Raw genomic sequence first — 26,957 nt, 5'->3', positions numbered from 1 at the left:
CTGTCACCCATCCCCCGTGCGCACGGCGCCCGTTCGGGTCTCATCCGAGCGGGCGCCGTTGGTCTGCCGGAACCTGCCACACACCAGGAGAATTCCGGCACCGTGGGGTAATGAATGGAGCAAATCCGTTCCCAGGGCAGTCAGTTGTGGTGCTGAATAGGAAGTGCGGGGATACGCAACGGCGCACGCCTCGCTCAGCGAGAGGGGTGCGCCACCGGCGGCTGAGAGGGGTTTGTTCGTGCATGCTTTCGCACACGGCACCACAGCGACACCGATCGCGAGCGCAGTACCGCCATCGCTGCGCCTTCCGGTGATCGAGGCGGTATTTCCCCGGCAACTGCACCCGTATTGGCCGAAGCTCCAGGAGAAGACCCGTACCTGGCTGCTCGAAAAACGGCTCATGCCGGCGGACAAGGTCGAGGAATATGCCGACGGCCTGTGCTACACCGACCTCATGGCGGGCTACTACCTGGGCGCCCCCGACGAGGTCATGCAGGCGATAGCTGACTACAGCGCGTGGTTCTTCGTCTGGGACGACCGGCACGACCGGGACATCGTCCACGGCCGTCCGACCGCCTGGCGGCGTCTGCGGAACCAGCTGCACGCGGCACTCGACTCACCCAGGGACCATCTGCACCACGAGGACACGCTGGTCGCCGGGTTCGCCGACAGTGTGCGGCGGCTCTACGCCTTCCTGCCGCCGCCGGCGACGTGGAACGCCCGGTTCGCCCGGCACTTCCACGCGGTGATCGACGCCTACGACCGGGAATTCCACAACCGCACCCATGGCATCGTGCCCGGCGTCGAGGAGTACCTCGAACTGCGCCGGCTCACCTTCGCGCACTGGATCTGGACCGACCTGCTGGAGCCGAGTGCGGGGTACGAACTGCCGGACACCGTTCGGAAACACCCGGCATATCGCCGGGCAGCGCTGCTGAGCCAGGAATTCGCCGCCTGGTACAACGACCTGTGCTCACTGCCCAAGGAAATAGCAGGCGACGAGGTGCACAATCTCGGGATCAGTCTCATCACACATCATGGGATGACCCTGGAAGAAGCCATCGGAGAAGTAAGGCGACGCGTCGAGGAATGCATCACCGATTTCCTCGCCGTGGAACAGGATGCGTTACGGTTCGCCGACGAACTCGACAACGGCACCGTGCGCGGAAAGGAACTGAGCGGCGCCGTGCAGGTCAACGTCGGCAATATGCGGAACTGGTTCAGTTCCGTCTACTGGTTCCACCACGAGTCCGGCCGGTACATGGTCGACAGCTGGGACGACCGGTCCACGCCCCCGTACGTCAACAACGAAGCGGCAGGTGAGAAATGACCGTCGAGTCCGTCAACCCCGAAACCCGGACCGAAACGACACCGGAGCTGCGCGAGCCGCCCGTCGCGGGCGGCGGTGTCCCGCTCCTCGGCCACGGCTGGAGGCTGGCCCGTGATCCGCTGGGCTTCATGTCCCAGCTGCGCGACCACGGTGACATCGTTCGCATCAAGCTCGGCCCCAAGACCGTCTACGCGGTCACCGCGCCGGAGCTCACCGGCGCACTGGCCCTGAGTCCCGACTACCACATAGCCGGCCCGCTGTGGGAGTCGCTGGAGGGTCTGCTCGGCAAGGAGGGCGTGGCGACCGCCAACGGCCCGCTCCACCGCCGTCAGCGGCGCACCATCCAGCCGGCGTTCAAGCTCGACGCGATCCCCGCCTACGGCCCGATCATGGAGGAGGAGGCGCACGCGCTCGCCGAGCGCTGGCAGCCGGGGCGGACCGTCGACGCCACCTCCGAGTCCTTCCGCGTCGCCGTGCGCGTCGCGGCCCGCTGCCTGCTGCGCGGTCAGTACATGGACGAGCGGGCCGAGCGGCTGTGCGTCGCGCTCGCCACCGTCTTCCGGGGCATGTACCGGCGCATGGTGGTCCCGCTCGGACCGCTCTACCGGCTGCCGCTCCCGGCCAACCGCGAATTCAACAGCGCGCTGGCCGATCTGCACCTCCTGGTCGACGAGATCATCGCCGAGCGCCGCGCATCCGGTCAAAAGCCGGACGATTTGCTGACGGCATTGCTGGAGGCGAAGGACGACAATGGCGACCCCATAGGGGAACAGGAGATCCACGACCAGGTAGTCGCGATACTCACCCCCGGCAGTGAAACCATCGCCTCCACGATCATGTGGTTGCTGCAGGCACTTGCCGAACACCCGGAACATGCCGACCGCATACGCGACGAAGTCGAAGCGGTCACCGGCGGACGCCCCGTGGCATTCGAGGATGTGCGGGGACTCACGCACACCGGCAATGTCATCGTGGAGGCCATGCGTTTGCGTCCCGCCGTGTGGATTCTGACGCGGCGCGCGGTGGTGGAGACCGAACTCGGTGGCTATCGCATTCCGGCCGGGTCGGACATCATCTACAGTCCGTACGCAATCCAACGCGATGCGAAGTCGTACGCGGACAACCTGGAGTTCGACCCGGACCGGTGGATTCCGGACCGTGCGGCGGATGTGCCGAAATACGCCATGAAGCCGTTCAGCGCGGGTAAGCGCAAGTGCCCCAGCGATCACTTCTCCATGGCGCAGCTGACGCTGATCACGGCCGCGCTCGCCACGAAGTACCGCTTCGAGCAGGTGGCGGGCTCGAACGACGCGGTCCGCGTCGGCATCACCCTGCGGCCGCACGACCTGCTGGTCAGGCCCGTCGCACGGTGAGCGGTGCGGTGACGTGGCGGCTCAGGCGACGGCCTCCGGGCCCCGGAAGGTGCGCCGGTAGGCGTGCGGGGTGGTGCCCAGGGACCTGACGAACTGGTGCCGCAGCGCCGCCGCCGTACCGAAGCCGGTGCGCCACGCGATCGCGTCCATCGTCTCGTCCGTCGCCTCCAGCAGCCGCTGGGCCAGCAGCACACGCTGGCGCAGGATCCAGCGGTAGGGCGTCGTACCCGTCTCCTGCTGGAAGCGGCGGGCGAAGGTGCGCGGGGACATCTGCGCCCGGGCCGCGAGCTGCTCGACGGTGACCTCCTCGTCGAGGTGCTGCTCCATCCAGGCCAGCACCTCGCCGACGGTGTCGCAGCGGGAGCGCGGCAGCGGCCGTTCGATGTACTGCGCCTGGCCCCCGTCCCGGTGCGGCGGTACGACCATGCGGCGGGCGATCCGGTTGGCGACCTCCGGCCCCTGTTCCTTGCGGACGATGTGCAGACAGGCGTCGATGCCGGCGGCGGTGCCGGCGCTGGTGAACACCGGGTCCTCGTCCACGTAGAGCACGTCGGGCGAGACGGCCACCCGGGGGTACTGCCGGGCCAGCTCGGCCGCCTGGTGCCAGTGCACCGCGCACCGCCGCCCGTCCAGCAGCCCGGCGGCGCCCAGTACGAACACCCCGGAGCACACGCTCAGTACCCGCGCGCCCCGGTCCACCGCCCGCCGCAGGGCGTCCAGCAGCTCGGGCGGGTACTCCCGGCGGACGTAGTCACTCCCTGCCGGCACGGTGATCAGGTCGGCCTCCTCCAGCCGGTCGAGCCCGTACGGCGTGGAGACGGAGAGCCCGCCGACATGGGTGCTCAGTGACGGGCCCTCCGCGGAGACCACCGCGAAGTCGTACCCCGGCAGGCCCTCGTCGCTCCGGTCGATGCCGAAGACCTCGCAGACCACACCGAGTTCGAAGGGATGCGCGCCGTCCAGCAGGACGGCGGCCACGTTCCGCAGCATGCCCCCAGTGTGCCTCGCAAGTGGCAGGAAATCGAGGTCCTGCGGCAGACCTGCCACTCCCGGTAAGGAGTGTCCGGCACGACACTGGTGTCATGACCGGTAACCAGACAGAAGCCCTGATCGGAATGCTCGTGACCTTCGGACTCCTGGTCCTCATGGTCCTCCCCTCGGTGATCGGCATCGTGCGCGAGCGGCGCATCGACCGTCAGCTCAGGGAGGCCCAGAAGGGTGAGGGGGCGGGGAAGGAGACTCAGAAGTCCTCGGACAGGTCGACGGTGCCCTCCACCGCCACCTGGTACGCCGAGGGACGCCGCTCGAAGAAGTTGGTCAGCTCCTGAACGCCCTGCAGCTCCATGAAGGAGAAGGGGTTCTCGGAGCCGTACACCGGGGCGAAGCCGAGACGCGTCAGGCGCTGATCGGCCACGCACTCCAGGTACTGCCGCATCGAGTCGGTGTTCATGCCCGGGAGGCCGTCACCGCACAGGTCGCGCGCGAACTGCAGCTCGGCCTCGACGGCCTCCCGCAGCATGTCGGTGACCTCCTGCTGGAGCGCGTCGTCGAACAGCTCCGGCTCCTCCTTGCGCACGGTGTCGACGACGTCGAAGGCGAAGGACATGTGCATCGTCTCGTCCCGGAACACCCAGTTGGTGCCGGTGGCCAGGCCGTGCAGCAGCCCCCGGCTGCGGAACCAGTAGACGTAGGCGAAGGCGCCGTAGAAGAACAGGCCCTCGATGCACGCGGCGAAGCAGACGAGGTTGAGCAGGAAACGGCGCCGGTCGGCCTTGGTCTCCAGGCGGTCCATCGACTCGACCGAGTCCATCCACTTGAAGCAGAACCCGGCCTTCTCGCGGATGGAGGGGATGTTCTCCACGGCCGCGAAGGCGGCGGCGCGGTCGTCCGGGTCGGGCAGGTAGGTGTCCAGCAGCGTCAGGTAGAACTGGACGTGGACGGCTTCCTCGAAGAGCTGGCGGGACAGGTAGAGCCGCGCCTCGGGGGAGTTGATGTGCTTGTAGAGGGTGAGTACCAGGTTGTTCGCGACGATCGAGTCACCGGTGGCGAAGAAGGCCACCAGCCGGCCGATCAGGTGCTGCTCCATGGGGCTCAGCTTCGCGAGATCGGCGACGTCCGAGTGGAGGTCGACCTCCTCGACGTGCCAGGTGTTCTTGATGGCGTCCCGGTAGCGCTCGTAGAAGTCCGGGTAGCGCATGGGGCGCAGCGTCAGCTCGAAGCCCGGGTCGAGCAGGTTCTTCGTGGTGGGGGTCGCGGGGGTCTCGGTGGTCATTACTGGCAGGCCTCGCAGGACTCGGGGTTTTCCAGGGAGCAGGCGACCGCTTCGGGGTCCGGTCCGGCCTGCACCGGGACGGTGGCTCGGGCGGCGGCGCGGGCGATGCGGGTCGCCGGGCGGGAGCGCAGGTAGTACGTGGTCTTCAGGCCCTGCTTCCAGGCGTACGCGTACATCGAGGAGAGCTTCCCGATGGTCGGCGTCTCCAGGAACAGGTTCAGCGACTGGGCCTGGTCGAGGTACGGGGTGCGGGCGGCGGCCATGTCGATCAGGCCGCGCTGCGGGATCTCCCAGGCGGTGCGGTACAGCGCGCGGACGTCCTCGGGGATCCAGGTGAAGCCCTGCACCGAGCCGTTGGCCTCGCGCAGCGCCTCGCGGGTGCGGGCGTCCCAGACGCCGAGCCGCTTGAGGTCGTCCACCAGGTACGAGTTGACCTGGAGGAACTCGCCGGAGAGCGTCTCGCGCTTGAACAGGTTGGACACCTGCGGCTCGATGCACTCGTAGACACCCGCGATCGAGGCGATGGTGGCGGTCGGCGCGATGGCGAGGAGCAGGGAGTTGCGCAGGCCGGTCGTGGCCATGCGCTCGCGCAGCGCCGCCCAGCGCTCCGGCCAGGCGGGCTCGACGCCGTAGTGGTCGGGGTGCAGCACACCCCGGGCCGTCCGGGTCTTCTCCCAGGCCGGCAGCGGGCCGTTGCGCTCGGCGAGATCGGCGGAGGTCTCGTACGCGGCGAGCATGACGCGCTCGGCGATGCGGGTCGAGAGGGCCTTCGCCTCGGGCGAGTCGAAGGGCAGGCGCAGCTGGAAGAAGACGTCCTGGAGGCCCATCGCGCCCAGGCCCACCGGGCGCCAGCGGGCGTTGGAGCGGCCCGCCTGCCCGGTCGGGTAGAAGTTGATGTCGACGACCCGGTCCAGGAAGGTGACGGCGGTGCGGACGGTGGCGTCCAGGCGCTCCCAGTCGATGTCGCCCTTGGCCACGTCGACCAGCGCGCCGAGGTTGACCGAGCCCAGGTTGCAGACCGCCGTCTCCCCGTCGTCCGTGACCTCAAGGATCTCCGTGCAGAGGTTGGAGGAGTGGACGACGTGACCGGGCTCGGCGGTCTGGTTGGCGGTGCGGTTGGCGGTGTCCTTGAAGGTCATCCAGCCGTTGCCGGTCTGCGCGAGGGTGCGCATCATGCGGCCGTACAGCTCACGGGCGGGGAGGGTCTTGCGGGCGAGCCCCGCCGCCTCGGCCCCGCGGTAGGCCGCGTCGAACTCCTCGCCCCACAGGTCGACCAGCTCGGGCACGTCGGCGGGCGAGAACAGCGACCACTGTCCGTCGGCGTCCACCCGGCGCATGAACTCGTCCGGCACCCAGTGGGCGAGGTTCAGGTTGTGCGTGCGGCGGGCGTCCTCACCGGTGTTGTCCCGCAGCTCCAGGAACTCCTCGACGTCCGCGTGCCAGGTCTCCAGGTAGACCGCCGCCGCGCCCTTGCGCCGGCCGCCCTGGTTCACGGCGGCGACCGAGGCGTCCAGCGTCTTCAGGAACGGGACGATGCCGTTGGAGTGCCCGTTGGTGCCGCGGATCAGCGAACCCCGGGCGCGGACGCGGGAGTAGGCGATGCCGATGCCGCCGGCGTGCTTGGAGAGGTTGGCGACCTGGTGGAGGCGGTCGTAGATGGAGTCCAGCTCGTCCTTGGGGGAGTCCAGGAGGTAGCAGGACGACATCTGGGCGTGCCGGGTGCCGGAGTTGAACAGGGTGGGGGAGGAGGGCAGGTAGTCGAGGCGGCTCATCAGCCCGTACAGCGCGGCCACCTCGTCGACCGCACGCGTGGTGTCGTCCTCGGCGAGTCCGGCGGCCACCCGCAGCATGAAGTGCTGGGGCGTCTCGACGACCTTGCGGGTGATCGGGTGCCGGAGCAGGTAGCGGCTGTACACGGTGCGCAGGCCGAAGTAGCCGAAGCGGTCGTCGGCGGCCGGGTCGATCAGCGCGTCCAGGCGGTCCGCGTGCAGCCGTACGAACTCGGCGGTGCGGTCGGCGATCAGGCCCTCGCGGTGACCGGTGGCGACCGACCCGGTGAACGAGGTGACGCCCTGGGAAGCCGCCTCGGCGCGGATGCCGATGGTCAGCAGCCGGGCGGCCAGCCTGGAGTAGACCGGGTCCTCCGAGATGAGCCCGGCCGCCGCCTCCGTGGCGAGCTCCCGCAGCTCGGACTCGTCCGCACGGGCGGACCGGCCGCGCAGTGCGGCTGCGGCGACCCGGCCCGGGTCGGCGCCGGGGAGGTCGGCGGTCAGCTCGGTCAGGGTCCGCAGCAACGCGGCACCGGGCCCGTCGGGCTCCTCGGTCACCGGGGTCGCTGAGGTCGTCACCGGGGTCGCTGAAACCGGGTCGGCTGGCGCGATGGTCACGTGGGGGCACTCCCTCGCTCGGCACGGGGCCTGGGGGAGGGCAGGGGCAGCTCACGAGCGCACGCGGCGTCGCGTCCACCGGCCCACTCCACGAGGCCCGGACGTCAGGCACCCGGACCGGGACGGTACGGGCGCACTGTCGGCAGGTCCTCGGACTGGACATGCGTGTGCACACGTGCGGAGACGCGCGGACACACACAAGTACACCGTTGCGGGACAGTTCCGGATTCGCACCGGATTCCCCTGCGGCGACAGCGAGCACGAGCATACATCTTGTGCCGGGTTCGACGAGCACCCCCAGATGTTGTGTCGCGGAGGAGCCGTCGAGGGGTGGTGCCGGCGTCAGAGCGTCAGTTCATAGGTGAGGAGCGTGATGTCGTCCAGCTCCGGCAGCGGGTTCCAGTCGCGGTCGGGCGTACGGGCGAAACCCATCCGCTCGTAGAGGCGGTGGGCGGTGCGCATGGTGCGCTGGGTGGACAGCACCACGCGCGCGCAGCCCTCGACGGCCCGGGACCGGTCGACGCAGGTCCGTACGAGGGCCTCGCCCACCCCGCGTCCGCGTGCCTCGTGGGCGACGGCGAGCATCCGAATCTCGGCCTCGCCGGGCCGGGCGATGTCGGCCATGGGGCCGCCGGACGGCACGAAGGTCACGCCGCCGAGCACCCGGCCGTCCGCGGCGGCGACCAGCACCTCGGCGGCCGCCGCACGCTTGGCGACGTTTCTCAGCTCGCCGAGGTACGCGTCGCTCTCCCCGAAGTCGAGGAGGCCGTCGCGCAGATAGGCCTGCGCGGTGATCTCACCGAGGGTGCCGTACTCGTCCGTCGCCGCCTGCCGGATCACGAAGTCCATGGCGCCGAGTGTGCCCTGCGGGTACGACGACGGGCCGCCGGATCCGGCGGCCCGCCACGTTGCCGGGGTCAGTGCGAGGTGCCCGCCGTGGCCGGCGGCAGCTCCACCTCGACGCCTGGGTCGCCCGCGTCCGCCGTGTAGTCGCCGGGCTTGGTCTCGTCGACGCCGTCGGGGGCCTTGAGGGCCCGCATGACGAAGGTCAGGACCACGGTGACCACGACGTTCAGCACGAAGGCGGTGAGGCCGATGTAGCCGATCTCGCCGATGCCCGGGATCTGATCGGAGGAGCCGCCGAAGTGCTTCTGCGTCGGCGAGGCGACACCGTAGGCGGCGACCGTGCCGTAGACCATGCCGACCGCCCAGCCGCCGAGCAGCGCCCAGCGGTGGAACCAGCGGGTGAACAGGCCGCCGACCAGGGCCGGGAAGGTCTGCAGGATCCAGATGCCGCCGAGCAGCTGGAAGTTGATCGCGACCGTCTTGTCCATGCCCAGGACGAAGACCAGCGCGCCCACCTTCACCAGCAGGGACGTCAGCTTGGAGACCTTCGTCTCCTGGGCCGGGGTGGCGTCCGGCTTGATGAAGTCCTTGTAGATGTTGCGGGTGAAGAGGTTCGCGGCCGCGATCGACATGATCGCCGCCGGGACCAGGGCGCCGATGCCGATCGCCGCGAAGGCCACGCCGGCGAACCAGTCCGGGAACATGTTCTCGAACAGCTGCGGGATCGCCAGCTGCCCGTTCTCCACCTTCACCCCCGCCGCGATCGCCATGAAGCCCAGCAGCGCGAGCAGGCCGAGCATCAGCGAGTACAGCGGCAGGATCGTGGTGTTGCGCCGGATCACCTCACGGCTGCGCGAGGACAGCGTCGCGGTGATCGAGTGCGGGTACATGAAGAGCGCGAGCGCCGAGCCGAGCGCCAGGGTGGCGTACGTCCACTGGCCGCCGTGGTCCGGCACCAGCCCGCCCTTGCCCGACTCGTCGAACTTGTCGCCCGCCGCGGCGAAGATGTCGTCGAACCCGCCGAGCTTGATCGGGATGTAGATGATCGCCACCGCGATCACGATGTAGATCAGCGTGTCCTTCACGAACGCGATCAGCGCGGGCGCGCGCAGCCCCGACGAGTAGGTGTACGCCGCCAGCACACCGAAGGCGATCAGCAGCGGCAGGTCCTTGATGAACCAGTTGGTGTCCTCACCGCCGCCGACGCCCATCACGTCGAGGACGGCCTGGATACCGACCAGCTGGAGCGCGATGTACGGCATCGTCGCCAGGATGCCGGTGACGGCGACCGCCAGCGACAGCCCCTTCGAGCCGAAGCGGCCGCGCACGAAGTCCGAGGTCGTCACGTATCCGTGCTTGTGGGAGACCGACCACAGCCGCGGCAGGAAGGTGAAGATCAGCGGGTAGACCAGGATCGTGTACGGCACCGCGAAGAAGCCGGCCGCGCCCGCCGCGTAGATCGCCGCCGGGACGGCCACGAAGGTGTACGCGGTGTACAGGTCGCCGCCCAGCAGGAACCAGGTGACCCAGGTGCCGAACGAGCGGCCGCCGAGGCCCCACTCGTCGAGGCTCTGGTCGTTCGCGGCCCGGCGCCAGCGGGCGGCCAGGAAGCCCATCGCGGTGACCAGGACGAAGAAGAAGATGAAGACGGCGAGTGCGACGCCGTTCACGCCGTCGTTCACTTGGCCCCGCCTTCCCGGCGGGCGCGCTGGTCACGCTGCCACAGCTTGTAGGCGATCACCGTGAGCACCGTGGAGACGATCACCCACGCCATCTGGTACCAGTAGAAGAACGGTATGCCGATGAGGGCCGGGTCCGTCTTCGCGTACGAGCCGACCCACAGCATGGCGACGAACGGTGCGGCAAGGCAGAGGCCGATGACGACGCGCACCGGCGTCACCGTCGGCCCTCTGCTCACTTCTGGGGCTTGTGACATGCGGTGGCTCCGTCCCCTCGCTGATCACCTCGTGCAGTGCGCACGAAATGTAGGTGACGGTGTCGATACAGCGGAAGACCTCGTCCGTATATCGGTCCTGAACTGCAACTTCGCGGTCACGCGTGCGGGGATTTGCCTGAAACGACCTGCGGCCGGCGTCAGTCCTGGGGACGCTTCAGCCGCGCCACGAACTTGTAGCGGTCGCCCCGGTACACCGAGCGCACCCACTCCACCGGCTGGCCCGTCCGGTCCTGCGAGTGCCGGGAGAGCATCAGCATGGGCAGGCCGACGTCGGTGCCGAGCAGGCCGGCCTCGCGCGGGGTGGCCAGGGAGGTCTCGATGGTCTCCTCGGCCTCGGCGAGATGGACGTCGTACACCTCCGCGAGCGCGGTGTAGAGGGACGTGTACTTCACCAGGGAGCGGCGCAGCGCCGGGAAGCGCTTGGCGCTGAGGTGGGTGGTCTCGATGGCCATCGGCTCGCCGTTGGCCATGCGCAGCCGCTCGATGCGCAGCACCCGCCCGCCGGCCGTGATGTCCAGCAGCCCGGCGAGCCGGTCGTCGGCGGTGATGTAGCCGATGTCCAGCAGCTGCGAGGTGGGTTCGAGACCCTGCGCCCGCATGTCCTCGGTGTACGAGGTGAGTTGCAGCGCCTGCGACACCTTGGGCTTGGCGACGAAGGTGCCCTTGCCCTGGATGCGCTCCAGGCGTCCCTCCACGACCAGTTCCTGAAGGGCCTGGCGCACGGTGGTGCGCGAGGTGTCGAACTCCGCGGCCAGCGTGCGCTCCGGCGGGACCGGCGTACCCGGCGCCTGTGTCCGGGTCATGTCGAGCAGATGCTTCTTCAGACGGTAGTACTTGGGCACGCGCGCGGTACGGACGGTCGCCCCACCCTCGTTCTCCGCACTGCTGACGTCGGTGCTCATGCTCTGCCTTCCCGGCTCCGGGTGCCGAAGCGACCGCTATCCCTGTCGGCCACGGCTCACATCGTGGCACGGCTCCGTGCCGGGTTGGCCCCGCACGCTCCGTGATCCCTTCTGTATACCTCCGGGGCCCTCGTTGGTCTAGTCCACAGCGCCGACCGGCGTCGCTGGTACGCGCGTTCGGAACGGTACCGGCACGTCATTCGGCGGGCGGTGGTACACCCGGTGCCGGTCCGTCCGATCTGTCGCTTGCGCAATGAAAGGTCCCTGCATATCTCGGTCGCATCACGGACGCGGGGAGGCCGGTTGAACACCCTTGACAGCCCTATTGGTCTGGGCCAAGCTCCCCGTACTGGTCTACACCATTGGTCCAGGTCCCGGCCCCATGGGCGGTCCGCGTCGACGAGCAACCGCGGGGAGGCAGGGGGGTTGTGTGGCATCCCTGAGGAGGGTTGGCGTGAAGCGCAAGCTGATAGCCGCGATAGGTATCGCGGGCATGATGGTCTCGGTCGCGGCGTGCGGGGGCGACAGCGGCGACGACGGCAAGAAGGCCGGGGCGGACGGTTACGCCGGCGAGACGCTCACCGTGTGGGTGATGGACGGTTCCTCGCCCGACGACTGGCAGGCGGACCTTGCCAAGGAGTTCGAGGCGAAGACCAAGGCCGAGGTCAAGTTCGAGATCCAGACGTGGAACGGTATCCAGCAGAAGCTGACCACCGCGCTCTCCGAGGAGAACCCCCCCGACGTCTTCGAGGTCGGCAACACCCAGACCCCGGCGTACGCCAAGACCGGCGGCCTCGCGGACCTCACCGACCTCAAGGCAGAGATCGGCACGGACTGGACCGAGTCCATCAACGAGTCCTCCGTCTTCGAGGGCAAGCAGTACGCGGCGCCGTGGTTCGTGGTCAACCGCGTGGTCGTCTACAACAAGAAGGTGTGGGCGGACGCGGGCATCAAGGAAACGCCCAAGACCCGCGACGAGTTCTACGACGCCCTCAAGACGATCGGTGAGAAGACCGACGCCGAGCCGATCTACCTGCCGGGCCAGAACTGGTACCACTTCGTCGGTCTGGCGATCGGCGAGGGCGCCGAGCTGGTCAAGAAGGACGGCGACAAGTACGTCTCCAACCTCGACGACCCGAAGATCGCCGCCGCGACGGAGACCTACAAGAAGTTCCAGTCCCTCTCCAAGGCGCCCCAGGACAAGGACGAGGCCACCCCGCAGCAGGGTGACGTCTTCGCCAAGGGCAACGTCGGCTCCTTCATCGGCATGGGCTGGGAAGCCGCCACCGCGATCAAGGCCAACCCGAAGATCGAGAAGGACATCGGCTACTTCACCATCCCGGGCGAGACCGCCGACAAGCCCGAGGGCGTCTTCCTCGGCGGCTCCAACCTCGCCGTCGCCGCGGGCAGCAAGAAGCAGGAACTCGCCAAGGAGTTCCTGAAGATCGCGCTGTCCGACAAGTTCGAGGGCCAGCTGGCCAAGGCCAACGGCGTCACTCCGAACAAGGAGTCGCTGGTCGGCAACCTGGAGGGCAACCCCGCCGCCGAGGCCGGTTCGCCGGCCGTCGCCTCCGGCGGCACCACGCCGCTGATCCCGGAGTGGGCCGCGGTCGAGAACGCGCCCAACCCGATCAAGACCTACCTGACCGCCGTGCTGAAGGGGAAGTCCCCGGCCGAGGCGGCCAAGCAGGTCGAGGAAGAGTTCAACAAGCGCCTGTCGCAGCAGCAGTAGCACCGGGTGAGCCGGGGCGGGGTGGCCGGACGACGGCTCCCGCCCCGGCGACCGTACGCGAGTCGACGTACGCAGGCCCTCTCGTAGGCCGAGAAGAGAGATCGCGAGCATGACCGTGCAGACCGAACGGCCGCCCTCCGGCCCGGCGGACGTCCGCAAGGCGGACGACGAGGGCAGCGGCGGGCCGAAGCAGAGAGCCGCGTCGCGCGTCGGCGCGCTCGCCCCGTACCTGTTGCTGCTGCCCGCCTGCGCGGCCACCGTGCTGCTGCTGGGCTGGCCGCTGCTGAAGGACCTCCTGCTGTCCTTCCAGAACCTCAACATGACGCAGCTGATCCAGCACGTCACCGAGTGGAACGGCGTCGACAACTACAAGGAGACCCTCACCAGCGAGCACTTCTGGCGGGTCACCCTCCGCTCGATCCTGTTCGCGGCGGTCAACGTCGCCCTGATCATGATCCTGGGCACCCTGATCGGCCTGCTGCTCGCGCGCCTCGGCAAGCGGATGAGATTCACCCTGCTGCTCGGTCTGGTGCTGACCTGGGCCATGCCGATCGTGGCCGCCACCACCGTCTACAAGTGGCTGTTCGCCCAGCGCTTCGGCGTCGTCAACTGGGTCCTGGACAAGCTCGGCTGGCACTCCATGGCCGACTACAGCTGGACCAGCAGCCAGATGTCGACCTTCTTCGTCGTCACCCTGCTGATCGTCTGGATGTCCATCCCGTTCGTCGCGATCAACCTCTACGCGGCGAGCACCACCATCCCGAAGGAGCTCTACGAGGCCGCCTCCCTCGACGGCGCCGGCGCCTGGCGGAGCTTCACCGCGGTCACCATGCCGTTCCTGCGGCCGTTCCTCTACGCGACGACCTTCCTGGAGATCATCTGGGTCTTCAAGGCGTTCGTCCAGGTCTACGTCTACAACCAGGGCGGACCCGACCGGCTCACCGAGATCCTGCCCGTCTACGCCTACGTCGAGGGTGTCGGCAACCAGCACTACGGCATGGGCGCGGCCATTGCCGTGCTGACCATCCTGATCATGCTCGGTCTGACCGCCTACTACCTCAGGATCGTGCTCAAGCAAGGGGAGGACGAGCTGTGAAGCGCTCGCTCTTCGGCCGCCTGTGGCCCAACGCCACGGCCGTCGTCCTGTTCATCGGCTTCGTCTTCCCCGTGTACTGGATGTTCTCCACGGCCTTCAAGCCGACCGGCGACATCATCACGGAGGACCCGGTCTGGTTCCCGACCGACTTCACCTTCGATCATTTCAAGACGGCGACCGAGGCCGACCACTTCTGGTCCTTCGTCACCAACTCGCTGACCGTCACCGTCCTCGCCGTCGTCTTCTCGCTGATCATCGCGCTGGCCGGCTCCTTCGCCCTGGCGCGGATGCGGTTCAAGGGGCGGCGCGGCTTCGTCATCGGCTTCATGCTGGCCCAGATGGCGCCCTGGGAAGTCATGATCATCGCGATGTACATGATCGTGCGCGACGCGTCGATGCTGAACAGCCTCGTGCCGCTCACGCTCTTCTACATGATGATGATCCTGCCCTTCACCATCCTGACGCTGCGCGGCTTCGTCGCCGCCGTGCCGAAGGAGCTGGAGGAGTCGGCGATGGTCGACGGCTGCACCCGCAGCCAGGCGTTCCGCCGGGTCATCCTGCCGCTGCTCGCGCCGGGTCTGATGTCGACCTCACTGTTCGGCTTCATCACCGCCTGGAACGAGTTCGCCCTGGTCCTGGTCCTGAACAAGGACGCCGAGGCCCAGACGCTGCCGGTGTGGCTGACCAGTTTCCAGACCGTCTTCGGCGACGACTGGGGTGCGACCATGGCCGCCTCGTCCCTCTTCGCCGTCCCGATCCTGATCCTCTTCGTCTACCTCCAGCGCAAGGCCGTCAGCGGCCTGACCGCCGGCGCCGTGAAGGGATAACGCGACCGATGACCACCATCGCCAGGGCCACCGACACCCTCACGCGCGACGCGCTCACCGTCCTCCAGCCCGGCTTCACCGGTACCACCGCCCCCGACTGGCTGCTGCGCCGCCTCGGTGAGGGACTGGCCTCCGTCGGTCTGTTCGGGCGCAACATCGCCTCGGCCGAGCAGGTGGCCGCGCTGACCGCACAGCTGCGCGCCGAGCGCGAGGACGTGCTGGTCGCGATCGACGAGGAGAGCGGCGACGTCACCCGGCTCGAGGTGCGCACCGGTTCCTCCTTCCCCGGCAACCTCGCCCTCGGCGCGGTGGACGACGTCGGGCTCACCCGGGAGGTGGCCGCGGAACTGGGCCGCCGGCTCGCCGCCTGCGGCGTCAACCTCAACTGGGCCCCGTCCGCCGACGTCAACTCCAACCCCGACAACCCGGTCATCGGCGTGCGCTCCTTCGGCGCCGGCACCGACCTGGTCGCCCGGCACACTGCCGCCTACGTCACCGGCATGCAGTCGGCGGGCGTGGCCGCCTGTACCAAGCACTTCCCGGGCCACGGCGACACGGGCGTCGACTCGCACCACGCCATGCCGCTCATCGACGTGGACGCCGCGGTGCTGGCGGAACGCGACCTGGTCCCGTTCCGCGCGGCGATCGCCGCCGGCAGCCGCGCGGTGATGAGCGCCCACATCCTGGTCCCGGCCCTGGACCCGGAGTACCCGGCAACGTTGTCCCGCAGCATCCTGACCGACCTGCTCCGCGGCGAACTGGGCTACGACGGCCTGATCGTCACCGACGGCATGGAGATGGGGGCCATCGCGGGCACGTACGGCATCGAACGCGGCAGCGTCCTGGCCATCGCGGCCGGCGCCGACGCGATCTGCGTGGGCGGCGGGCTGTCCGACGAGGGCACCGTGCGGCGGCTGTGCGACGCCCTGGTCGAGGCGGTCCGCGCGGGCGAGCTGCCCGAGGACCGCCTGGCCGACGCGGCGGAACGCGTCCGCGCCCTGGCCCGCTGGACCGCGGCGCACCAGGCCGGCGCCGGGGCGGGGGAGTCCGAGGCCGGCGACGTGGGCCTGCGCGCGGCCCGCCGCGCCCTGCGCGTCACCGTGGCCGACGACTTCGCCCCCCTCAGCGAACCGCCGTACGTCGCCGCCCTCACCCCCGTCGCGAACATCGCGGTCGGCGACGAGACCCCGTGGGGCATCGCCGCCGAGCTCTTCCGCCTGCTTCCCGGCACCGAGACCGGCAGCTTCACCGGACCCGACGCCGGGCACGAGGTACTGGCCGCGGCCGGTCCGCGCCGCGTCGTGGCCGTCGTCCGCGACGAGCACCGGCACCCCTGGATGGCGGCGGCCCTGGACACCCTGCTGGCGGCGCGTCCCGACACGATCGTGGTCGAGATGGGCGTCCCCCGCGCCGAGCCCCGGGGCGCCCTCCATCTGGCCACCCACGGCGCGGCCCGAGTCTGCGGCCGGGCGGCGGCGGAGGCGATCGCGGGCGTGTAGCGGGACACCGCTTCGCCGGGCCCCGCTTGGCCGGCCCGGAGGTCGGGACGTTCGGACGGCCGGGCTCCAGTCGGCCGGGCTCCAGACGGTACGACCAAGGCGCCGGTCCTCCTGGTGGGGGACCGGCGCCTCAGGTTCGCGTGGCGTACGTGACGGGCACGCCGGGCGGGTCCGTCCGGCGATGTGCGTGGGGCCGTGAGAACACCGTGCTGCGCTCGCCGGTACGGAGAAGGCGCCGAACCCCCTGGAGGGGATCGGCGTCCTTCGCCTGCGGCGGCGGCTGTCCGTGTCCGGCCGGTCAGGGCCGGGGCGGACTCGGATCCGGGCTCAGATTCCCTGCCAGTCGGGCTTGTGGGCGTAGGTGTGCCGGAAGTAGTCGGCGAGCTTCAGCTTGGCGGCGGCGGCCTCGTCGACGACCACCGTGGCGTGCGGGTGCAGTTGGAGTGCGGAGGCCGGGCACACGGCCGCGACCGGGCCCTCGACGCTCGCGGCGACCGCGTCCGCCTTGCCCTCGCCGGTGGCGAGGAGCACCACGTGCCGGGCCTCCAGGATGGTGCCGATTCCCTGCGTGATCACGTGGTGCGGCACCTGCTCGATGTCACCGTCGAAGAAGCGCGCGTTGTCGACGCGGGTCTGCTCGGTGAGCGTCTTGATGCGGGTCCGCGAGGCGAGCGAGGAGCACGGCTCGTTGAAACCGATGTGCCCGTCGGTGCCGATGCCCAGCAGCTGGAGGTCGACCCCGCCGGCCCCGCCCAGCGCCTTGTCGTACGCCTCGCACGCCCCCTGCACGTCCGCGGCCGTGCCGTCGGGGCCCATGAACGCGTCGATGCCGATCCCCAGCGGTTCGAGCACCTCGCGTCGCAGGACCGAGCGGTACGACTCCGGGTGCTCGGCGGGGAGTCCCACGTACTCGTCGAGCTGGGCGATCCGCGCCCGCGCGGTGTCCACGACGCCCGAGCGCACCTTGGCCGCCAGCGCCTCGTACACGGGCAGCGGCGTCGAGCCGGTGGCCACCCCGAGCAGGGCCTCGGGCTTGCGTCGGAGCAGCTGTGCCATGGCTTCGGCTATCAGCTCGCCGCCTGCCTTGGCGTCCGGAACGATGACAACTTCCACGCTTGCCTGCCGTTTCGAAGAGAGGACTCACCCGGGGTCCGGGACTGGCTGTGTGGGGCCCTATGTGGTTTAGACCAATCTAACAGAGCTGGGCCCGGCGAGCGCGTCGAAACGGTCAGGTGGCCGGCGGCGTCAGGTCAGCGAACCTCCCGTCGCGTCCACCCAGCTTCCCGTGACCCACCGGCCCCCGTGCGAGGCGAGGAACGCGACCACGTCGGCCACCTCTGCCGGTGCCCCCACCCCGCCCAGCGCGGAGAGCGCCGCCGCCCGGTCCCAGCCGTCCGGGCTCCCGTGCAGCAGCTCGGCCGTGTTGTCCGTTTCTATGATGCCGGGGGCCACCGAGTTCACCGTGATGCCGCGGGTGCCCAGCACCTTGGAGAGGTCACGCGAGAACACGTCCAGCGCGCCTTTCGTCATCGAGTACGCCATGTTGTCCGGCATCACCGCGGTGCGGGACAGTCCCGAGGAGATGTTGATGACCCGGCCGCCGTCCCGCAGGCGGCCCATGCCGTGCTTGAGGATGAAGAACGGTGCCTTCACGTTGACGGTGAAGACCGCGTCGTACTCCGCCTCCCCTATCTCCCCGATGGGGCGCGTGCCGCCGATTCCGGCGTTGTTCACCAGGACGTCCACGCCGTCGGCGTGCCGGTCGAACTCCTCCCACAGGGCCTCGGCGGCCCCGGGGGCGCTCAGGTCGGCCCCGATCGCGAACGCCGAGCCGCCCGCCGCCTCGATCGCGGCGACCGTCTCCTTCGCCGCCGCCTCGTTCCTGCCGTAGTGCACCGCGATCCGTGCGCCGTCCTGGCCCAGTCGCTCCGCGATTCCCCGTCCGATGCCCCTGCTCGCCCCCGTGACGAGAGCCGTCCTGCCCGCAAGCACGCCCATGTCGGCGCCCCCTTCGTATTTCCCTAGCGGTCGCTACAGAAATGACCGTACAGCACTCCGGCGACATTTCTCTAGTGCCCGCTATAAAATGCACTCCATGGTGAGCAGTGAGAAGAGCGGGCAGGCGGAGGCGTCGGCTCCGAAGGCCGCGGCCAGGGGGCGGCGGGGCCGCCCCCGCTCCTTCGACCGGGCGACGGCCCTGGAGAAGGCGCTGATGGCCTTCTGGGAGCACGGCTACGAGGCCACGTCGGTCTCGGATCTCACGCGGGTCATGGATATCGGCGCCCCGAGCCTGTATGCCGCCTTCGGCGACAAGCGCTCGCTCTTCGAGGAGGTCGTCCAGGAGTACGGCGTGCGGTACGGCTCGTTCGGCGGCCGTGCCCTCGCCGAGGAGCCGACCGCCCGCGCGGGGGTGGAGCGGATGCTGCGCGAGGCCGCCGTCGAGTACACGGCTCCCGGCCGGCCGCACGGCTGCCTCGTCATCCACGCGGCCGCCAATTGTTCGACCGCCGAGGTCGAGGAGTCCCTGCGGGAGCGGCGCAACGGCAACATCGCCGCGATCGAGGACCGGATCGGGGCCGACGTGGTCGCGGGCGTGCTGCCGCCGGACACCGACGCGGCCGCCCTCGCCCGGCACACCGGCGCCATGATCCAGGGCATGTCGCAGCAGGCGCGCGACGGCGCGAGCCGGGAGGGGCTGGAGGCACTCGCGGAAATTGCCCTGGCCGTCTGGCCCCGTGTGTGAGCCAACGGGGTTAGGCTTTGGCCGGATGCTCGGATGTCCGAGTAGTCGACGGAACGCGACAACTGCAAACACCGTCCGCCGCATGGACACGATGAGTGGTCTAGTCCACAATGGCGACTGAGACACTTGCCGTGACACTCACGCAAGGTGATCGTCAGGCTTCCGCCTTCCCCGCACAGGAGGGCGGACCGAGGAACCGGTGCTCTCTGCCCTGACTGCTCCGGGTCCTCATCCTTCGGCCGACCGGGACCGCACACCCCACGGCCGTTGTTGCTCCGGGCTGCGGTGCCGGGAGGGTTGAGGGTCCCTCTCAGGCGCCGCGGCCCGCGGGTGTTCCGAGGGCCGGTCCGGGGCTGGACCGGAAGCGGGGACGGTGGAATCCGGCTGCTTTCGATCGCTGTCCGAACCGCCAGGTACGCTCAGCCACGTGCCCTCCATGAACGAACTCGTACGCCAGCACACAGCGCTCGACGACTCCGACCTCGAGTGGCTCCACCTGCTGGTCTCGGAGTGGCAGCTCCTCTCCGACCTCTCCTTCGCCGACCTGGTCCTGTGGGTTCCCACCCGCGACGGCGCCCGCTACGTCTCCGTCGCCCAGATGCGGCCCAACACCGGACCGACCTCGTACCAGGACGACATGGTCGGCCACCTGGTCCCGCGCGGCCGGCGCCCCATGCTGGACGTCGCCCTGGACGAGGGCCGGATCGTGCGCGAGGGCGACCCGGAGTGGCGCGAGGAGGTCCCGGTCCGCGTCGAGTCCATCCCCGTACGACGTCAGGGGCGCGTCCTGGGCGTCATCGCCCGCAACACCAACCTGCTCACCGTGCGCACCCCGAGCCGCCTGGAACTCACGTATCTGCAGAGCGCCTCGGACCTCGCGCAGATGATCGCGGCCGGCGCCTTCCCGTTCGAGAACCAGCAGGTCGACATGGACGCCTCGCCCCGCGTCGGCGACGGCCTGATCCGGCTCGACGCGGACGGCATCGTCCAGTACGCGTCCCCGAACGCGCTGTCGGCCTACCACCACATGGGCCTCGCCGCCGACCTTGTCGGCCATCACCTCGGACGGACCACCGCCGAACTCGCCCCCTCCCGCGGCCCGGTCGACGAGGCACTCGCCAAGGTGGCCAGCGGCTGGGCGCCGCGCGAGTTCGAGATCGAGGCGCACGACGGGGTGATCCAGTTCCGCGCCATCCCGCTCAAGCCGAAGGGCACGCGCATCGGTTCGCTGGTGCTCCTGCGCGACGTCACGGAACTGCGCCGTCGCGAGCGTGAGTTGATCACCAAGGACGCCACGATCCGGGAGATCCACCACCGGGTGAAGAACAACCTGCAGACGGTGGCGGCCCTGCTGCGCCTCCAGGCCCGGCGCATCGAGTCCGACCGGGGACGCGAGGCGCTGGAGGAGGCCGTGCGCCGGGTCGGCTCGATCGCGATCGTGCACGAGACGCTCTCCCAGAACCTGGACGAGCGCGTGGAGTTCGACGAGATCGCCGACCGCGTGCTGGCGATGGTGGCGGAGATCTCGCCGGGCAAGGTCACCGGCCGGCGCACCGGTCGCTTCGGCATTCTGGACGCCGAGGTCGCGACCCCCTTGTCGATGGTGCTGACCGAGGTGCTGCAGAACGCCCTGGAGCACGGTTTCCGCGACGGCGACACCGGCACGGTCGAGGTCTCCGCGGTCCGCGGCGGTACGACGAAGGAGGCCCGGCTCCTGGTCACCGTCCAGGACGACGGCGTCGGTCTGCCCGAGGACTTCGACCCGCACCGCTCCGGCAACCTCGGCCTGCAGATCGTCCGCACCCTGGTGGAGGGCGAGTTGGGCGGGGCCTTCGACATGGTGCCGGCCCCGGACCGCGGCACCCGGGTGATCCTGGACATCCCGGTGCCCGCGGACAAGTAGCGAGCGGGGCCGGGCAGCGGGAGCGGGAGCGGAGCGGGACCGGACAGCAAAAAGCCCCGGACCCGTGAGGGTCCGAGGCCAGTGCTCGTGCGATCCATCGTCCGATGCGCATCGGGGGTACTGCGCGCTGCGGCTCGGGAGCGGGGGTTGCGTACTCGCTGTACGCGCCGCCAAGCTCAGGCTGTCAGCAGGGGTGGATGGTCAGGCGGAGGCCTGACGAGCCCGGTTGCGGGCGGCACGGCGCTTCATTGCGCGGCGCTCGTCCTCGCTGAGACCACCCCAGACGCCGGAGTCCTGGCCGGACTCGAGCGCCCACTGCAGGCACTGCTCCATGACAGGGCAGCGACGGCAGACGGCCTTGGCTTCCTCGATCTGCAGCAGCGCGGGACCGGTGTTGCCGATGGGGAAGAAGAGCTCGGGGTCTTCCTCGCGGCAAACGGCGCGGTGACGCCAGTCCATGGCTGCTACCTCTCCTTGGTATTACATGCTGGGATGCTTGTGAATGTGAACGCTTTCACGAATCCCTCAACAAGGGAAGGGCCTACCGTCAGGTTGCCCTGGCGTGGTCCTGTGGTTTGAAGAGGGGTTCCGGTGATCTGTGAAGGCCGGTGTTGCGGGCCGTTCCGATCGCCAAGAAGAGACTCGCAAACCTCGGCGGCGGATACAACCCCTTCCGGAAAGTTTTTTTTGATTCTTCGGTGTCGACTAGGTCACAGCCGTACTTCTATGGGGTGGACCCTGGCCTAAACGTTCGAGTGAAAGGACTTTCGCCCCTTCTGCTCACACAATCACACGCAGTGCACGGCGAACGCCTGTGAACGTCACGCTGGTCCGCAGTCCCAGGTGGTCACCGTCCATCTGGAGGGGGAGTGGCACCTTCGATTGCAAGGTGAACTCGGTCATGTCGTGCAGGGAGACGGCGTGCCGGCCCCGGGGTCCGCGCGCGGGGGACGAAGTGAGCAACTGGGTGCCATACCGGGCAACCGCGGCCGTCGACAGGCGGTGGAGGCCGAAGACGTCGAGCCCGGTATCGAACGAGGCTTTAGGCGACGCGTAGATCGGGCGATTGCCGAGAAACGTCCACGGGCACGTGTTCGAGACTATGGACAGCACCAGATCGGTGACCGGGTCCTCACCCGCCCGCTCCAGAGTGATCGTCCCGTTGCGGCGGTGCGGCTCGCCGACGAGCGCGCGCATCACCTGGCGGACGTAGAGGGCGTGTGTCGACTTCCTACCGCGCTCACGGTGCTGCTCGACCCGGCCGACCACGCCGGCGTCGAAGCCCAGTCCGGCGTTGAAGGTGAACCAGCGGGCCGGGACCGCCTCGTCCTCCGTGCCCGGCGTACCCGAGGCCAGGCCCAGTCCGACGGTCCGCTCGCTGCCCTCGCGCAGTGCGTCCAGCAGGGCGCCGGTGGCCTCCACCGCGTGGTTGGGCAGGCCGAGGGCGCGGGCGAAGACGTTGGTGGAACCGCCCGGGACCACCGCGAGACGGGGCAGCTTCTCGGGGCAGGGGCCGTCGTGCAGCAGACCGTTGACGACCTCGTTGACCGTGCCGTCGCCGCCGAGTGCCACCACCAGGTCGATGTCGTCGCTCTGTGCCGCCTGCCGGCCGAGGTCGCGCGCGTGGCCGCGGTACTCGGTGGTGACCGCCTCCAGCTTCATCTCGCTCGCGAGCGCGTGGATCAGCACGTCGCGCGTACGCGCACTCGTGGTGGTTGCCGCCGGATTGACCACGAGAAGTGCACGCATGGTTTGCAGGGTACCTACTCAGCGGTACCCGGCCCAGACCGAGGTGGTGATCGCCGAGGGCGCACGGAGCACGGTCCGCCGGACGCGCCCACGGGGCACGGTCTGCCGAGGGCTACCCTTCAGGGGTGAGCAGTGAGCAGACCACCACCCCCGAAGCCGCCGAAGAGGCGGGCCCCCGTCCCGGCCGGCTGACCGCCGCGGCCGCGCTGGCCGCACTGGAGGGGCTGGCGCTCGTCGTCGGCGGCGCCTGGATGCTCGTGGGAGGTCTCACCGGCCACCCCGACGACCGGACCTCGGCCATCACCGGCGGCGTCACCCTGATCGTCCTCGCCCTGCTGCCGCTCCTGGCCGCCCGCGGGCTGATCGGCCGGCGGGGCTGGAGCCGGGGGCCCGCCGTCATCACGCAGATCATGGCGCTGCCGGTGGCCTACAACCTGCTGCAGGCCGACAGCGTGGCCATCCCGGCGGGCATCGTGCTCGGCGTCGTGGCCGTCACGGCACTGGTGCTGCTCGTGAACCCCACGACCACCCAGGCCCTCGGCATCCGGGGGCCCGGCAGCGCCGAGAAGTAGCCGAGGGGCAGCGGCCGTCCGGAGGGTCTCCGCTGCCGGCCACCGACCGGTGCCCGGCCGCTACTCCTCGACCAGCAGCTTCTCCCGCAGCTGCGCCAGTGTGCGGGCCAGCAGCCGCGACACGTGCATCTGCGAGATGCCGACCTCCTGCGCGATCTGCGACTGGGTCATGTTGCCGAAGAAGCGCAGAAGCAGGATCCGTTTCTCCCGCGGCGGCAGGTCCTCCAGCAGTGGCTTGAGCGACTCCCGGTACTCGACGCCCTCCAGGGCCTCGTCCTCGGCGCCCAGGGTGTCCGCGACCGCGGGGGACTCGTCGTCGGTGTCCGGGACGTCCAGGGACAGCGTGGAGTACGCGTTGGCCGACTCCAGGCCCTCCAGTACCTCCTCCTCCGAGATCGCCAGCTTCTCGGCGAGCTCGTGGACCGTGGGGGAGCGCCCGTGCAACTGCGAGAGTTCCGCCGTGGCCGTCGTCAGGGCCAGCCGGAGCTCCTGCAGGCGCCGCGGGACGCGCACCGCCCAGCCCTTGTCCCGGAAATGCCGCTTGATCTCGCCGACGACCGTCGGGGTCGCGTAGGTGGAGAACTCCACCCCGCGGTCCGGGTCGAAGCGGTCGACCGACTTGATCAGTCCGATGGTGGCGACCTGGGTGAGGTCGTCCAAGGGCTCGCCGCGGTTGCGGAAGCGGCGCGCGAGGTGCTCGACGAGCGGCAGGTGCATGCGGACCAGCCGGTTGCGCAGTTCCGCGTACGCCGGGCTGTCCTTCTCGAGCGTGCGCAGCTCGGCGAACAGGAGACGTGCCCCGCTGCGGTCCTGCGGGTCGTGCCGCGTGCCCTGCGTGCCCCGTGCACCCGGCGCGCCGTCCTCGGAGTGTCGCTCGTGCTCGCTCATCGTCCCGCCCGTTGCCCTTTCCCGAGCCCTCGTCTCCGCTCGGACGGGCCGGACGGGGATGTCCCCGGTCCGTTGTCCGTCGTCCGGGACGACGGCCTCGGGGGAGGCCTCGTCCTCCGGATGCGGCCGGGCCTGCTCGGGAATGCCGTCGATGCCGTCCGCCGTGCGCCGGGCCTCGTTCTCAGAACGAGCGCCCTCGGCCGGCAGCTCCCGTGTGCCGCGCTCTTCGTCCCGCACCGGCCCGTCCCCGTTCCTCACGTCGGCCCGGGTCCCGCGCCGCGCTGTTTGTAGAGGCTGATCGAAACGGTTTTGTCCTCGTCCACGGCGGAGGAGACCTTGCCCGCGAGGGCGGACAGCACGGTCCAGGCGAAGGTGTCCCGCGAGGGGGCGTGGCCGTCCGTGGTCGGCGCCGAGACGGTGACCTCGAGCGAGTCGTCGATGAGGCGGAAGACGCAACTGAGCACCGAGCCGGGCACGGCCTGCTGAAGCAGGATCGCGCAGGCCTCGTCGACTGCGATGCGCAGGTCCTCGATCTCGTCGAGGGTGAAGTCCAAACGGGCTGCGAGGCCGGCCGTCGCCGTACGCAGCACCGACAGGTAGGCACCCGCGGCCGGCAGCCGGACTTCGACGAAGTCCTGGGTCGCGGGCTCGCCTGCGATCTGGGACACCCTCACCTCCAAGGTGGTACAAGCGTTACAGGGTCGAGGGCCGCCCCTCGGGGTAACGCGCTACGTGGTTCAGCGGTGACGTTATCGCGCTCCAGAGTTTCCTGTCCCCGAGACCCCAACCCCTTGCTGTCACTCATAGTAAACACATGAACACGCACAGTGGCTAGGGGTTCGGCGGGCCCAAATCGGAAGAGCGCGCGCCGGGTTGACGTACCCAGGCGTCAGAGGGTCGAACCGTCCCTCGGGACAGGTCACACGAGTACGTGATCGACGAAGCACCAGCGCCAGCTCTCACCCGGCTCGAAGGTCCGCATCACCGGGTGGCCGGTCGCCTCGTGGTGGGCCGTCGCGTGCCGCCTCGGCGAGGAGTCGCAGCAGCCCACGTGACCGCAGACGAGGCACAGCCTCAACTGCACCGGGTCCGTGCCCTCGGCCAGACACTCCGGGCAGGTCTCGCCGCGCGGCTCCGGTTCCGGGTGCGGCAGCGCGTCGGCGTGCGTGCACTGTTTCATGATTGCCAGGTTACGACGGGTGTGCGGATGACCGCGCGGGAGAAGAGGGCGGGCGACGACCATGGACGTGATGCCGCTGCTGTTGCTGGTGGCGGGCAGCGCCGCGATCGCCGCGGCGGGGCGGCGCGTGCCGGTGCCGCCACCGCTGCTGCTGGTCGCGGTGGGTCTGGCGGTGAGCTACGTCCCCGGAGTGCCCGACTACACCCTCGACCCGCACATCGTGCTGCCCCTCCTGCTGCCCCCGCTGCTTCACACGGCGGCCACCGACAGCTCCTACCTCGACCTGCGGGCACAGTTGCGGCCCGTGGCGCTGCTGTCCGTGGGCTACGTCCTCTTCGCCACCTTCGTCGTCGGCTGCGCCGCGTACCTGATCGTGCCCGGCCTGCCGCTGACCGCGGCCCTGGTGCTCGGCGCGGTGGTGGCGCCGCCGGACGCCGTCGCGGCCACGGCGGTGGCGCGCCGCGTGGGACTGCCCTCCCGGATCACCACGATCCTCCAGGGCGAGTCACTGGTGAACGACGCCACCGCGATCACCGCCTTCAGGGTGGCGCTCGCGGCGGCGGTCGGCGAGGGTGCCACGTGGGCCGGCGGGATCGCTGAGTTCCTGATCGCGGCCATCGGTGGCGTCGGCGTCGGGCTGGTGCTGATGGTGCCGCTCCACTGGCTGCGCACGCACGTGAAGGAGGCTCTCCTCAAGAACACGCTCTCCCTGCTGATCCCGTTCGTGGCCTACGCCGCCGCCGAGCAGGTGCACGCGTCCGGGGTGCTCGCGGTGGTGGTCGTCGCGCTCTATCTCGGCCACCGCGCGTGGGAGGTCGATTTCGCCACCCGTCTCCAGGAGGAAGCGGTGTGGAAGATGGTCGCCTTCGTCCTGGAGTCGGCCGTGTTCGCCCTGATCGGACTCCAGCTGCCCGTCGTCCTCAAGGGACTCGGGGAGTACGAGGGTGCCGACGCCGCCTGGTACGCGGTCGCCGTCTTCCTGGTGGTCGCCGTGGCGAGGTTCGTGTGGGTGTATCCGGCGACCTTCCTGCCGCGGCTGTCGGCACGCGTACGCGCGCGTGAGGGGGACCTCTCCTGGAAGGGGCCCTTCGTGATCGGCTGGGCCGGGATGCGGGGTGTGGTCTCGCTCGCGATCGCCTTCTCCATCCCGCTCACCGTGCACGGCGGCGAGCCCTTCCCCGAGCGCAACCTCATCCTGTTCCTCACCTTCACCACGGTCATCGGCACGCTGGTCGTCCAGGGCGTCACCCTGCCGCCGCTGATCCGCCTGCTGAAGTTCCCCGCACGCGACGTACAGACCGAGACGCTCGCGGAGGCCAACGCCCAGGCGCAGGCGTCCCGGGCCGCTGAGCAGCGCCTGGACGACCTCCTCGCCGACGAGCGCAACGACCTGCCGGCCCCGCTCGCCAACCGTCTCCGCACGGTCCTGGAACGGCGCCGCAACGCCGTCTGGGAACGGCTCGGACAGGCCAACCCCGTCACCGGGGAGACCGTCGACGACACCTACCGGCGGCTGTCCAGGGAGATGATCGGCGCGGAGCGCGAGGTCTTCGTCCGGCTCCGGGACGGCCGCTACATCGACGACGAGATGCTGCGGACGCTGCTGCGCCGACTGGACCTGGAGGAGGCGGCGGCATACCGGGAGACGGCGTGAGCGGGAGACGGCGTGAGGGCATCACACGCGCGCGTGCGGCGCCGGGC

The 26,957-nt window shown here is 69.8% G+C and carries 25 protein-coding genes and 1 riboswitch; of the genes, 11 read left to right on the top strand and 14 right to left on the bottom strand.

Features of this window, described 5'->3' with window-relative positions:
- Positions 1–238 precede the first annotated feature (238 nt).
- The gene (cyc1, locus tag ACIQ1J_RS20570; RefSeq protein ID WP_403558491.1) at positions 239–1,330 is read left to right on the top strand and encodes an epi-isozizaene synthase; all 1,092 of its coding nucleotides are present in this window, start codon (positions 239–241) and stop codon (positions 1,328–1,330) included.
- Positions 1,327–2,703, top strand: coding sequence for a cytochrome P450 (locus ACIQ1J_RS20565; protein ID WP_403558489.1), 1,377 nt, complete (start codon positions 1,327–1,329; stop codon positions 2,701–2,703). The genes cyc1 and ACIQ1J_RS20565 overlap by 4 nt, the downstream gene beginning before the upstream one ends.
- A gap of 21 nt (positions 2,704–2,724) precedes the next feature.
- Here the strand turns inward: ACIQ1J_RS20565 and ACIQ1J_RS20560 are convergent, their stop codons facing one another.
- The gene (locus ACIQ1J_RS20560; RefSeq protein WP_403558487.1) at positions 2,725–3,693 is read right to left on the bottom strand and encodes a GlxA family transcriptional regulator; all 969 of its coding nucleotides are present in this window, start codon (positions 3,691–3,693) and stop codon (positions 2,725–2,727) included.
- 92 nt (positions 3,694–3,785) lie between these two features.
- Here ACIQ1J_RS20560 and ACIQ1J_RS20555 point away from each other — a divergent pair, with 92 nt between their 5' ends.
- On the top strand, positions 3,786–4,031 hold the full coding sequence (locus ACIQ1J_RS20555; protein ID WP_210960543.1) for a hypothetical protein: 246 nt from the start codon (positions 3,786–3,788) through the stop codon (positions 4,029–4,031).
- Here the strand turns inward: ACIQ1J_RS20555 and ACIQ1J_RS20550 are convergent.
- The 6 genes from ACIQ1J_RS20550 to ACIQ1J_RS20525 form a co-directional block, all read right to left on the bottom strand.
- A complete protein-coding gene (locus ACIQ1J_RS20550; RefSeq protein ID WP_403558485.1) occupies positions 3,944–4,975 on the bottom strand; it encodes a ribonucleotide-diphosphate reductase subunit beta in 1,032 nt (343 codons plus the stop codon). The genes ACIQ1J_RS20555 and ACIQ1J_RS20550 overlap by 88 nt on opposite strands.
- The gene (locus tag ACIQ1J_RS20545; protein WP_403558483.1) at positions 4,975–7,362 is read right to left on the bottom strand and encodes a ribonucleoside-diphosphate reductase subunit alpha; all 2,388 of its coding nucleotides are present in this window, start codon (positions 7,360–7,362) and stop codon (positions 4,975–4,977) included. The genes ACIQ1J_RS20550 and ACIQ1J_RS20545 overlap by 1 nt, the downstream gene beginning before the upstream one ends.
- Before the next feature lie 123 nt (positions 7,363–7,485).
- A riboswitch (cobalamin riboswitch) is annotated at positions 7,486–7,647 on the bottom strand.
- Positions 7,648–7,704: 57 nt separating this feature from the next.
- Positions 7,705–8,211 (bottom strand): GNAT family N-acetyltransferase, encoded by a 507-nt coding sequence (locus ACIQ1J_RS20540; protein WP_403558481.1) that lies wholly within the window; start codon positions 8,209–8,211, stop codon positions 7,705–7,707.
- Between the two features lie 68 nt (positions 8,212–8,279).
- Complete coding sequence (gene mctP / locus ACIQ1J_RS20535) at positions 8,280–9,890, bottom strand: monocarboxylate uptake permease MctP (RefSeq protein ID WP_403558479.1); 1,611 nt, start codon at positions 9,888–9,890, stop codon at positions 8,280–8,282.
- Positions 9,887–10,144, bottom strand: a complete 258-nt coding sequence (locus ACIQ1J_RS20530) for a DUF3311 domain-containing protein (protein WP_403558477.1) — start codon at positions 10,142–10,144, stop codon at positions 9,887–9,889. The genes mctP and ACIQ1J_RS20530 overlap by 4 nt, the downstream gene beginning before the upstream one ends.
- Positions 10,145–10,302: 158 nt before the next feature.
- On the bottom strand, positions 10,303–11,067 hold the full coding sequence (locus ACIQ1J_RS20525; protein ID WP_053136900.1) for a GntR family transcriptional regulator: 765 nt from the start codon (positions 11,065–11,067) through the stop codon (positions 10,303–10,305).
- A 454-nt stretch (positions 11,068–11,521) separates the two neighbouring features.
- Between ACIQ1J_RS20525 and ACIQ1J_RS20520 the strand changes: the two genes are divergently transcribed.
- From ACIQ1J_RS20520 to ACIQ1J_RS20505, 4 genes are all read left to right on the top strand, one after another.
- The gene (locus tag ACIQ1J_RS20520) at positions 11,522–12,799 is read left to right on the top strand and encodes an extracellular solute-binding protein (protein WP_403558474.1); all 1,278 of its coding nucleotides are present in this window, start codon (positions 11,522–11,524) and stop codon (positions 12,797–12,799) included.
- 109 nt (positions 12,800–12,908) lie between these two features.
- A complete protein-coding gene (locus ACIQ1J_RS20515; protein WP_337303943.1) occupies positions 12,909–13,895 on the top strand; it encodes a sugar ABC transporter permease in 987 nt (328 codons plus the stop codon).
- On the top strand, positions 13,892–14,722 hold the full coding sequence (locus ACIQ1J_RS20510) for a carbohydrate ABC transporter permease (RefSeq protein WP_337303942.1): 831 nt from the start codon (positions 13,892–13,894) through the stop codon (positions 14,720–14,722). Before ACIQ1J_RS20515 ends, ACIQ1J_RS20510 begins: the two co-directional genes overlap by 4 nt.
- 8 nt (positions 14,723–14,730) lie before the next feature.
- A complete protein-coding gene (locus tag ACIQ1J_RS20505) occupies positions 14,731–16,221 on the top strand; it encodes a glycoside hydrolase family 3 protein (RefSeq protein WP_403558471.1) in 1,491 nt (496 codons plus the stop codon).
- A gap of 327 nt (positions 16,222–16,548) precedes the next feature.
- Here the strand turns inward: ACIQ1J_RS20505 and nagB are convergent, their stop codons facing one another.
- Both nagB and ACIQ1J_RS20495 read right to left on the bottom strand, forming a co-directional pair.
- Entirely contained in the window at positions 16,549–17,334 is a 786-nt protein-coding gene (gene nagB, locus ACIQ1J_RS20500) for a glucosamine-6-phosphate deaminase (protein ID WP_403558469.1), read from the bottom strand.
- 132 nt (positions 17,335–17,466) lie between these two features.
- The gene (locus tag ACIQ1J_RS20495) at positions 17,467–18,219 is read right to left on the bottom strand and encodes an SDR family oxidoreductase (protein ID WP_403558467.1); all 753 of its coding nucleotides are present in this window, start codon (positions 18,217–18,219) and stop codon (positions 17,467–17,469) included.
- A 97-nt stretch (positions 18,220–18,316) separates the two neighbouring features.
- On the opposite strand from ACIQ1J_RS20495, the gene ACIQ1J_RS20490 reads away from it, so the two are divergent.
- Together ACIQ1J_RS20490 and ACIQ1J_RS20485 are read left to right on the top strand one after the other, a co-directional pair.
- Positions 18,317–18,964 carry a TetR/AcrR family transcriptional regulator gene (locus tag ACIQ1J_RS20490; RefSeq protein WP_403558465.1) on the top strand — a complete coding sequence of 216 codons (648 nt, stop codon included), beginning with the start codon at positions 18,317–18,319 and terminating at the stop codon, positions 18,962–18,964.
- A 427-nt stretch (positions 18,965–19,391) separates the two neighbouring features.
- On the top strand, positions 19,392–20,867 hold the full coding sequence (locus ACIQ1J_RS20485; RefSeq protein WP_403558463.1) for a sensor histidine kinase: 1,476 nt from the start codon (positions 19,392–19,394) through the stop codon (positions 20,865–20,867).
- Between the two features lie 201 nt (positions 20,868–21,068).
- Here the strand turns inward: ACIQ1J_RS20485 and ACIQ1J_RS20480 are convergent, their stop codons facing one another.
- Both ACIQ1J_RS20480 and ACIQ1J_RS20475 read right to left on the bottom strand, forming a co-directional pair.
- Positions 21,069–21,326: a WhiB family transcriptional regulator gene (locus tag ACIQ1J_RS20480; RefSeq protein WP_003973730.1), complete on the bottom strand. Its 258-nt coding sequence runs from the start codon at positions 21,324–21,326 to the stop codon at positions 21,069–21,071.
- A gap of 321 nt (positions 21,327–21,647) precedes the next feature.
- A complete protein-coding gene (locus ACIQ1J_RS20475) occupies positions 21,648–22,616 on the bottom strand; it encodes a diacylglycerol/lipid kinase family protein (RefSeq protein WP_403558461.1) in 969 nt (322 codons plus the stop codon).
- Positions 22,617–22,741: 125 nt separating this feature from the next.
- On the opposite strand from ACIQ1J_RS20475, the gene ACIQ1J_RS20470 reads away from it, so the two are divergent.
- The gene (locus ACIQ1J_RS20470; protein WP_210960527.1) at positions 22,742–23,188 is read left to right on the top strand and encodes a hypothetical protein; all 447 of its coding nucleotides are present in this window, start codon (positions 22,742–22,744) and stop codon (positions 23,186–23,188) included.
- Positions 23,189–23,248: 60 nt separating this feature from the next.
- Here the strand turns inward: ACIQ1J_RS20470 and ACIQ1J_RS20465 are convergent, their stop codons facing one another.
- The 3 genes from ACIQ1J_RS20465 to ACIQ1J_RS20455 form a co-directional block, all read right to left on the bottom strand.
- A complete protein-coding gene (locus tag ACIQ1J_RS20465) occupies positions 23,249–24,334 on the bottom strand; it encodes an RNA polymerase sigma factor SigF (RefSeq protein ID WP_210960526.1) in 1,086 nt (361 codons plus the stop codon).
- Positions 24,331–24,744, bottom strand: coding sequence for an anti-sigma regulatory factor (locus tag ACIQ1J_RS20460; RefSeq protein WP_210960525.1), 414 nt, complete (start codon positions 24,742–24,744; stop codon positions 24,331–24,333). Before ACIQ1J_RS20460 ends, ACIQ1J_RS20465 begins: the two co-directional genes overlap by 4 nt.
- Before the next feature lie 251 nt (positions 24,745–24,995).
- On the bottom strand, positions 24,996–25,256 hold the full coding sequence (locus ACIQ1J_RS20455) for a UBP-type zinc finger domain-containing protein (protein WP_210960524.1): 261 nt from the start codon (positions 25,254–25,256) through the stop codon (positions 24,996–24,998).
- A 61-nt stretch (positions 25,257–25,317) separates the two neighbouring features.
- On the opposite strand from ACIQ1J_RS20455, the gene ACIQ1J_RS20450 reads away from it, so the two are divergent.
- Positions 25,318–26,910: a Na+/H+ antiporter gene (locus ACIQ1J_RS20450; RefSeq protein WP_403558457.1), complete on the top strand. Its 1,593-nt coding sequence runs from the start codon at positions 25,318–25,320 to the stop codon at positions 26,908–26,910.
- Positions 26,911–26,957: the final 47 nt, after the last annotated feature.

This window comes from Streptomyces sp. NPDC097107 (genome assembly GCF_044762405.1).
GTDB classification, from domain to species: domain Bacteria; phylum Actinomycetota; class Actinomycetes; order Streptomycetales; family Streptomycetaceae; genus Streptomyces; species Streptomyces thinghirensis.
Note: the sequence above shows the minus strand (reverse complement) of the source record. Positions and strands in the feature narration are given on the sequence as shown.